Genomic DNA, 8301 nt, shown 5'->3' on the forward strand with positions numbered 1-8301 from the left:
CCCATGCGCAGGGACTTGGCCTTGATGTTGAAGGCACTGCCCCCGGTGATCACCTCTTCCCCTTGGCCATGCATGCGATAATCGCGCACGTCCCGCACCCCGCAGAGAATCACGCTCTGGGGAAAGGCTTCGGGCCGCTGGTTGTACCCGGCCCGGATTTGCCGCAGCAGGGAAATCAGGGTGTTGCCGATCAGAGCGTCCACCTCATCCAGGAGAAGCACCACGGGTTTCGTCGAGAGCTTGGACCAATGCTCTAACAGGCTCGTGAGTTGGTCCTAGGGCACCCTGTTCTTGCCCAGCCCATCAAGCCACTCCTTGAGCCGCTCATCGTTCAGGTGGTTGTGGACGGCACGGGCAATGGCGCTGCACACGGCGGGAATGCCCTTGGTCTCGTCTCCCCGGGCTGCCTGGGCCCCCTCAATGTTGGCGTAGGCGCACGCAAACCGGCCCTCGGCGTTCAGCTCGGCCATGATGGCCAAAAGCGTACTCGTCTTGCCGGTCTGGCGCGGGGCGTGGAGCACGAAATAGCGCTTGGTTCGGATCAGATGATTGACTTCCTCCCAGTCCACCCGGTGCAGCGGGGGCAGGGAGTAGTGTTCGGCCGGAATGATCGGCCCGGAGGTGTTGAAGAATTTTTCCATGTTGGCTCCTTGGCGTTCTTTTGTCTGCCGAAGCAGGCAGATGCCGGATGTTCCGTGGAGTTTGCCCCGGGACGTATTGGTGATAAGAAATCGCTTTTTCCTGCCCTGGCAAAAAACGGGGCATCAGCAACAACCTCGCGCAACTTGCCACTCAAAAACCGATAATTGTCATTGATAACAGCTGCCGGTCAGCTTGTCAACGGCAATATCGGGCGACAAAACAGCCTGATTCCGGAAAACACTCACATTTTGCGCCGATGATCGGCGATCGAGCATGTACCACCCTATTCGCCTGCCTTTTCACAAAAAAACAGACCCGGCCTAAACCATGACCAAGGGCTCTTCATACTCATCATAATCCTCATACTGCGGCCAGCCATCGTCGAACGGTTCATATCGCTTTTCTCGGTCAAGCGGCGGGGCGCGGCTGGTCGGCGGCGGTTTGGTCTTCTTGCCCGTCCATAATCCCAGATGCTCCAGAATCCGCCGGATAATCGCCGCCTTGGTGATGAAGCTTACGATCTTCATCTCCCCGCCGCACTTGGGGCAGGCGAGCGGGTCAACTTCCCAGACCTTCTTGATGCACTCCCGCCAGGTCGGGGACGGAATCTTGCGGGGCCGGTGACGAGTGGCGAAATCCGGGGTCGGTCCTAGTCAAGTCATTGAATAGTTTAAGAAAAATATGAACCTGTCCTGTTGGCTCTCTATATAGTAATCCTCAGTTATTAGTAATGAACAAGAAAATACTTACTGGAGAAAAATCATGAACCAAGATTTTTATGTGGTAATAGAAAAAGATGAGGATGGATATTTTGTAGGTGAAGTTCCAGCTCTCAGAGGATGTTATTCTCAGGGAAAGACCATTGAGGAGCTGATGCAGAATATGAAGGAAGCTATTGAGATGTGCCAGTTATCTCCCGTTACAATCTCATCTCATCAAGGAAAAAATTTATAAATGTCCTTCCTGTGCAACACTCTAAGGAATACAGTCTTATCTTGCTGAACAGCAATTCCTATTCGATAATCCGAGTAGCGTATCCTGTAGAAATTCTTAAATCCTGTTAATTTCTTCAAATTACTGAAGTCTTGGATGTTCTCTATTTCAGGAATCTGTTTGAAAGCAATATCCAGAATTCCTTGTTTAATATGGTCCGGCAGTTTGTTGACATCCTTCAGGAATTTTTTCTTGTAGGAAGTTTTCACTTACTAAACCCAGTAAGCTTAATGGCTTCTTCAAGATCAACCTCTTCGTCATCCTGTACTTCTTCCATAGCTTTTCCCAAACCATAATCAATTATAATTTCTTCAATTTTTTTAAAGGTCTGGTAGTCCAGAACAACGCTTTTTATATTTCCGCCCTGGTCAGTAATGTAGTCAGCTTGACTAAGCAAATTTTCTTGCATGGCTGTAACTCCTTGTCCGGTTTCCATACTCGCAAATATTTATTACATCTCAAGCCACTTGGCAAGCACCAACAAAAAAGCCAACCAGCATGCGCCAGTGGGCATCAAAAACCAAACCACCAAACAATAAAACCTGCAATCAATAAAACAAAAATTAGACAACCCCGTGGCGGCTCAACTTGATCCTGATCCTGCTTAAGCTTTTTGTACTGTGGTTTGATTTGACTAAAGCCATCAAAGTAATGCCTCACTGGTCCATATTTGGCTTCGAGCCTGCGCCACCTCTGGTATCGGACCGTACGCACTGCCTTGTATACATTCATTGCGTGCTCTTCGGGTAAGTTCTCATAATCCGAAACAAAAGTATTATTAAAATCATATAAAGCTTTCCGCAGTGCCGGTCCTTCTGTGTCATCAGGTCCAAGCTCTCTGTCCAGCCTTGCAAAACAGCGCATTAAATGTTTTTTGGCTTCTTTCCAGTCTGGGTCTTTGATTATCTGAATGCAGGTTTCAGGCGGTTGTTGGCTCTTTTTGTGTGGTGTACTGCTTCTGTTTTGTTCATCAGCAAGTTATTCCTGCTGGCTATTCATTATTTACTTAACCCCACCAAGCCTCTTAATCAGCGGCAAAGTACCACCTATAAACCCGTCCAGCCTTACCTTAAGCTCATTAACTGTTTCTTCTCCGTGTTTAAGAGGCTGGCCGTCTTTAAGCAGTGATTTGTTCAGACCTCGGGCCTTGCCTCTACACCAAATGGTATGTCCTCGCTCTTACTGTGTGCATCAATGGCCATCCATTGAATCTCGTCCAAGTTTATGCCAGTACCAATACTTGGTAATGCCAAATATCTGTACGGTGCGCCACGGGATACCAGTTCGGCCAGAGTCTGATTGAAATTTATGGCTGGTTTTTTGTTTGCGTTTTGGACATAAAAGCCAACAGCTCCGCCGTGTGCAAGTAGGGTAAGTGACTGCAGAAGGGAACCCAGATTTAGATCCGGCAAAGCTTTGTTTAGATCAGCTATTTTTTACTGGGTCTTTATTAAGTTTGTCCCGATGTTTATGATAGTGCTTGCAAACCAGGTTCAATAAGAGTACTTTTTGTATATGAGCACACCAAATGTTCACGACAGCACCATCAAGTACTTTTTGTCGGACCGGCTGAATGCCATCAGCTTATTAAAATCAATGCTCCCTGAAAAAATTGTGAAACAGCTTGATTTTAATAAGATTTACTACGAGAAGGATTCATTTCTGCCCAAGAGTCTGCAAAGCTACTATTCCGACCTGGTCGTCAGCGTGCCGACCAAATGCGGTTCATATGTAGCCAAGGTGTTTTTTCTTCTGGAGCACAAAAGTACTTTTAAGAAGAATACCCCGCTGCAGTTCTTGAGGTATATCCTTGAGTTCTGGGAGCAATACCAGAAAAATACTGGTGAAACCAGATTACCGGTCATTATCCCCATATTGATAGCTCATCCAGAAGAGGGTTGGAAGCCCACCAAATTGTCAGACCTGGTTAATCTGCCCTCTGATGATTTCAAAATTTTCATTCCTGACTTTAACTTTTTGCTGTATGATGCAGTAAATGATGACCCAGAAGACTACGATTTTGATGAAACTTTAAAAGCTCTTTTTACCATCTGGCGGTATTCTGGGTCTCCAGAATTCATGAAAGGGGTCAAAAGAGCCTTTCAGTTGATAAAAAAGGTTGATCCTAAAGCGCGTTTGCTGGATTTTTTGCAATTGATTTTGCATTATCTGGAGTTAACCAGGGACGAAAAGGAATACATAGACATAAAACAGATTGCCGAAACTGAGATAGACGAAGGGGAGGTATATATGGGAACCATAGCTGAAATGTTTAGAAGAGAAGGGGATGAGAGGACGAAGTCAGAGTATGAAAATAAAATTAAAGAGTATGAAAATAAAATTAATGTGTTGAAAAATGAATGGTTTGGTCAGGCTAAACTTGAGAGCTCCCAAGAAACCCTTATAGATGTCGCCACAGAAGCTTATGGTCCTCTACCTGAAATGCTCCTCGAGAAAATTAAATCCATTCAAACTCTGGAGAACTTAAGGGCACTGAACAGAAAGGTGATCAGAACTCAGTCCCTCGAAGAATTCTCTGAGCTCGTAAATAGAGCAGCACAATAATAACAATAAACATCTTCCATCCACAATAAGGTCACACTGTCAAGGTGTGACCTTTTTTTCTATGGTTGCAAAATTGACAATCTTCAAGTTCACTCTCCTGAGTGACAAACCAGAAGTTATTTTTAATGCAGTGCCTGATTATTATTCTATCAAACAGGTTTTTGTGTTTTTTTAACCTTGGGCAGTTCATTGTAGGAAGACAGTGATTCATGACTGATATACAATATTGCAATACCCATCTCTTGTGTCACCCCTGGGATGTCTCCTGGATACAGTCCTTGAAGGTCAAGTTTGCCTAAGCTGTATTTCAAAGGTATCTCCCTGAAAGATATGGAGGTGGCGAAAATTTTATTTTTTGTATCCTGCAATACGGCCAATTGGGTTTTTTTGGTCTGTTCAGGATCAAATACGAGCCAAAGCAGAATATGAGCGTCGATAACATATCTACCCATGGCCCAATAGTTTTGATTCAGTCATGGAAAACTCACTATGCATCCTGAAACTGCCTTTTCCCTTGTAAGCTCCTCACCTGGGCTGCTCGGGACCGAAACTGGGAGTAACTTATACCCCTCGTTGCCAGGCTCCAGCTTAGGGACGTCTTGTTCTTGCGGCTCCAGCCGCTTCTTCAAAAAGTGGCTGGAGCAACAAAAAAATAGGTGTTCCCAGGCTGGAGTCTGGGAACAAGAGCAAATATACGATTCCAGTTACTTAAAAGCTCCTCACCCGGGCGGACCAGGACCTAACCCGAGAGTAACTGTCTTTAAAGTGGAGCCTGCATCCTGCAGGCTATTTAATTACAGGCGGCTGGAAGCCCCCTCCACATTGAAGAACTGTCACTTTTCTGGAAATTGGGACAGTCCCCGCTAGGTACTATAAAAAAAAATGATACTGCATTGGTTCCTGGAAAAAATTTGCTTAAATGAAAAAATTTACACAGCGAGGGGCAGTCCCCCTCCGGGCTGTAAGCCTCCGGGCAGGAAGCTGTGCCAGGCGTAAAGCTCTCATCTTTGACGGAATTTTTCAGGCAAATGTGCATCATTCATAAGCAAAAATCTTAAAAATATGAAAATTGTAACCGTCTGATTTTATTAGCAAAAAGATTGTAGTTGCTTAGAAGTCTGGCTTATTAACTGTGGCTAATAATTCTTTACCAGGTAAGGCTGAGATCAACCAAAAAAAATATGGTGGATATTTACATGCACTTTAACACTTCGTTGGAAAAGATGAGCGTCGAGGACAAGCTACAAGCGATTGAAATAATTTTATCCCAAGGAACAACATCATGACCTTTGAAATTGTTCTGGTGCTCATAATCCTCATTGCAGCGGTTTTTCTTCTGGTAACAGAATGGGTTCCCATGGAGGCAACAGCGCTTCTGGTTCTAAGCAGCCTGGCCATTACCGGTCTGGTCAGCTATTCTGACGCACTTGCAGGATTCAGTAGCTCAGCAGTTGTTACGGTGTGGGCTGTTTTCATCCTGAGTGGCGGTCTGACCCAGACCGGAGTGGCCAATGTAATAGGCAAGCAGGTCATGCATTTTTCCGGCAAAGGGGAAGCCAGGCTCATTGTGCTTATTATGCTCAGCTCTGGCATAATGTCCGCTTTTATGAACAACGTAGCTGTAGCTGCCCTGCTTCTGCCAGTAATCATGGACATAACCCGGAAAACAGGTCATTCTCCATCTCGTCTGCTTATGCCTCTGGCATATGGCTGTCTGCTGGGTGGACTCACAACTCAGATTGGTACTCCCCCCAATATTCTGGTCAGTGAAGCCTTGAGAGACAATGATCTTACCCCTTTTACCATGTTTGACTTCACCCCCATCGGACTAACCATTATGGCTGGTGGCATAACCTTTCTGATCCTTGTGGGGAGACATTTACTCCCAACCCAGAGCATGTCCGGTAATAAAGAAAAGGAAAAAAATCTAACAGAACAGTATGATATAAAAAGTAATCTTTTCAGCTTAAAAATTCCTCACAACTCAGTCCTTGCAGGCAAAAATTTAGTGCAGAGCAATCTTGGACGGGTGCTTGGAATATCTGTCATAGGAATTACCAGAAAAGGGAGATCTCTCCTGGCTCCCTCTCCCTCCACCCACCTTGAACCGGGAGACATCCTTATCTGCGGCGGACAGGAAAGTCAGGTCCAGGAAATACTCAACTGGAGCACACTCAAGCCTGCAGAGTCTGATGAAAATATTTTGAAAATGCTCATGGCAGAGTACAAGACTGCCAGACTGTCTTTAAGCAAAGAATCAACTCTGGCTGGAAAAGCTTTATTGGAGTTTGACCTTTTTCATAAGTATGGACTGACCATCATTGGTCTGGTGAGTGATGCTGGGCTGGAAAAAACCAATCTTCAAGAGCAGATATTCACTACTGAGGACAGCATTCTGGTTATGGGAGATGAACAGTCTATCAGTTCAGCCCATAAGGACAACAACTTCTCATTGAGTGAACTTTCTGAATCAGAATTTCAAGTAATCAAGGAACTGAAAAACCACATCCTTGTCATGAACATTCCAGGGGATGTTTACCTGGATGAAATCTCTCTGGAGCAAAGCAGGCTTGGAAGCAATCTTGGTATAAGAGTACTTCTGATCAAGCGAATGGATGGAACGAGAATCAAACCCACCCAGGAAACACTTATCAAGCCGGGAGATGCACTGGTGGTTGCTGGAACTCATGAAAGACTGAACATTCTGAAAGGATTGGAAAAACTGGAAGTAAAAAAGGAAATAAATCAAGAAACGGACAGTCTTGAAAACGAGCAGGTAGGACTCATGGAAGTAATGCTTTCTCCCCACACCACACTGGTGGGCAAAACCTTAAGCCAGATCAGCTTCAGGGAAAAATACGGTCTCACTGTCATGGCTATATGGCGTGAAAGCAAGGCTGTTTATACTGATATAAGAAGCACCCCTCTTCGTCTGGGAGATGCTGTTCTGACCTATGGATCCAGAGAAAAACTGACAATGCTGGGAAAAGAACCTGACTTTCTGGTACTCACTGAGTCAGTTCAAAAACCTGTGCGCACTGAAAAGCTTTCCACCTCAGTTCTGCTAATGGCTGGAGTGCTACTTCCAGTAATCATGGGCTGGCTGCCCATCAGCATTGCTGCAGTCTGCGGAGCAGCCCTCATGGTTCTGACCAGGTGCCTGACCATGGAAGAGGCATACAGATACATAGAATGGAAAGCCATTTTTCTAATTGCCGGCATGATGCCCCTGGGAGTGGCCCTGGACCAGACCGGAGCTGCTGCCCTTATAGCTGAAAACATTGTATCTGTTGTTGGTCCTTATGGACCAAGAGCCGTGATGTTTGGCATGCTGGTCATGACCTTTGCAGCTACTTGCGTCATCCCTACTGCAGCTCTGGTGGTGCTCATGGTGCCCATAATACTTAGCGCATCAGCTGATATGGGAATATCTCCGTACCCAATGATGATGGCCATGTCCATGGCTGCATCAGCCAGCTTCATGACTCCCATTTCCCACCCGGCCAATGTTCTGGTTATGGGTCCTGGAGGCTACAAGTTTGTTGACTACATAAAACTGGGATTTCCCCTGACTCTTGTAGTACTGATCATTCTCATGTTCTTTCTGCCAATCATCTGGCCCCTTGAGATAATATAGGGTTTCTCATCATTATTTTGCTTCTGCCGGGCCAGGATCTGGTGTTCAGGCAGCAGCAAAGAATGTGTCCCGGGACCACGCCTGTATAAGCTGTGAAAGAAAAGTACCCGATGATGCTAAGTTTTGTGGTCATTGCGGACAACAGCAGGTTGTTTTTTCCAAATGTGACAATTGTGACAGAGATCTTGATCCTGACGCCAGGTTCTGCTCAGGATGCGGAAGCGCGGTTGAACAAAAGCCAAGCCAGCGCTTATGCTCTCAATGCAAAACGCAAAACCTGCCCGAATCTCTTTTCTGCAATCAGTGCGGTGAAAAGCTTTAAAAACACTACTATATCCGATTGTATCCGGGACTATTATGAGTTTGTGAAGCAGAACCGTCTTTATGCGGGAGCATTACGCGTTGTTCTGCGACACTTTGTTTCATCTGGATGGGATCAGGCGCTTTTGTTACCGGATAGTCTG

11 protein-coding genes and 1 pseudogene are annotated in these 8301 nt (G+C 45.7%); 4 read left to right on the top strand and 8 right to left on the bottom strand.

Going from position 1 to position 8301, the window contains the following annotated elements:
* The 3 genes and pseudogenes from LZ23_RS24090 to LZ23_RS10750 all read right to left on the bottom strand — a co-directional run.
* A pseudogene (locus LZ23_RS24090) lies at positions 1 to 203 on the bottom strand (ATP-binding protein); the annotation flags it as partial.
* 72 nt (positions 204 to 275) lie between these two features.
* Complete coding sequence (locus LZ23_RS22605; protein WP_052507313.1) at positions 276 to 641, bottom strand: P-loop NTPase family protein; 366 nt, start codon at positions 639 to 641, stop codon at positions 276 to 278.
* 321 nt (positions 642 to 962) lie between these two features.
* Positions 963 to 1169 carry a hypothetical protein gene (locus tag LZ23_RS10750; RefSeq protein WP_045214063.1) on the bottom strand — a complete coding sequence of 69 codons (207 nt, stop codon included), beginning with the start codon at positions 1167 to 1169 and terminating at the stop codon, positions 963 to 965.
* Between the two features lie 232 nt (positions 1170 to 1401).
* On the opposite strand from LZ23_RS10750, the gene LZ23_RS10755 reads away from it, so the two are divergent.
* Positions 1402 to 1596 (top strand): type II toxin-antitoxin system HicB family antitoxin, encoded by a 195-nt coding sequence (locus tag LZ23_RS10755; protein ID WP_332308279.1) that lies wholly within the window; start codon positions 1402 to 1404, stop codon positions 1594 to 1596.
* Here LZ23_RS10755 and LZ23_RS25525 read toward each other — a convergent pair.
* The 4 genes from LZ23_RS25525 to LZ23_RS10780 form a co-directional block, all read right to left on the bottom strand.
* Positions 1578 to 1844, bottom strand: a complete 267-nt coding sequence (locus LZ23_RS25525; protein ID WP_045214066.1) for a type II toxin-antitoxin system RelE family toxin — start codon at positions 1842 to 1844, stop codon at positions 1578 to 1580. The two genes, LZ23_RS10755 and LZ23_RS25525, sit on opposite strands and share 19 nt — an antisense overlap.
* Positions 1841 to 2044: a RelB antitoxin-like protein gene (locus LZ23_RS10765; RefSeq protein ID WP_045214068.1), complete on the bottom strand. Its 204-nt coding sequence runs from the start codon at positions 2042 to 2044 to the stop codon at positions 1841 to 1843. The genes LZ23_RS25525 and LZ23_RS10765 overlap by 4 nt, the downstream gene beginning before the upstream one ends.
* 104 nt (positions 2045 to 2148) lie before the next feature.
* On the bottom strand, positions 2149 to 2499 hold the full coding sequence (locus LZ23_RS10770) for a hypothetical protein (protein ID WP_045214070.1): 351 nt from the start codon (positions 2497 to 2499) through the stop codon (positions 2149 to 2151).
* Positions 2500 to 2768: 269 nt separating this feature from the next.
* Positions 2769 to 3047, bottom strand: a complete 279-nt coding sequence (locus LZ23_RS10780; RefSeq protein ID WP_045214073.1) for a hypothetical protein — start codon at positions 3045 to 3047, stop codon at positions 2769 to 2771.
* Positions 3048 to 3150: 103 nt separating this feature from the next.
* On the opposite strand from LZ23_RS10780, the gene LZ23_RS10785 reads away from it, so the two are divergent.
* Complete coding sequence (locus LZ23_RS10785) at positions 3151 to 4200, top strand: Rpn family recombination-promoting nuclease/putative transposase (RefSeq protein WP_045214075.1); 1050 nt, start codon at positions 3151 to 3153, stop codon at positions 4198 to 4200.
* A 149-nt stretch (positions 4201 to 4349) separates the two neighbouring features.
* Here LZ23_RS10785 and LZ23_RS10790 read toward each other — a convergent pair whose 3' ends face one another.
* Positions 4350 to 4652: a type II toxin-antitoxin system VapC family toxin gene (locus LZ23_RS10790; RefSeq protein ID WP_045214076.1), complete on the bottom strand. Its 303-nt coding sequence runs from the start codon at positions 4650 to 4652 to the stop codon at positions 4350 to 4352.
* 830 nt (positions 4653 to 5482) lie between these two features.
* On the opposite strand from LZ23_RS10790, the gene LZ23_RS10800 reads away from it, so the two are divergent.
* Positions 5483 to 7837 carry an SLC13 family permease gene (locus LZ23_RS10800; RefSeq protein ID WP_045214080.1) on the top strand — a complete coding sequence of 785 codons (2355 nt, stop codon included), beginning with the start codon at positions 5483 to 5485 and terminating at the stop codon, positions 7835 to 7837.
* A gap of 64 nt (positions 7838 to 7901) precedes the next feature.
* Positions 7902 to 8159, top strand: coding sequence for a zinc ribbon domain-containing protein (locus LZ23_RS25530; RefSeq protein ID WP_045214081.1), 258 nt, complete (start codon positions 7902 to 7904; stop codon positions 8157 to 8159).
* The last annotated feature ends 142 nt before the right edge of the window (positions 8160 to 8301 follow it).

The sequence above is a fragment of the Desulfonatronovibrio magnus genome (assembly GCF_000934755.1).
Classification (GTDB): Bacteria; Desulfobacterota; Desulfovibrionia; order Desulfovibrionales; family Desulfonatronovibrionaceae; genus Desulfonatronovibrio; species Desulfonatronovibrio magnus.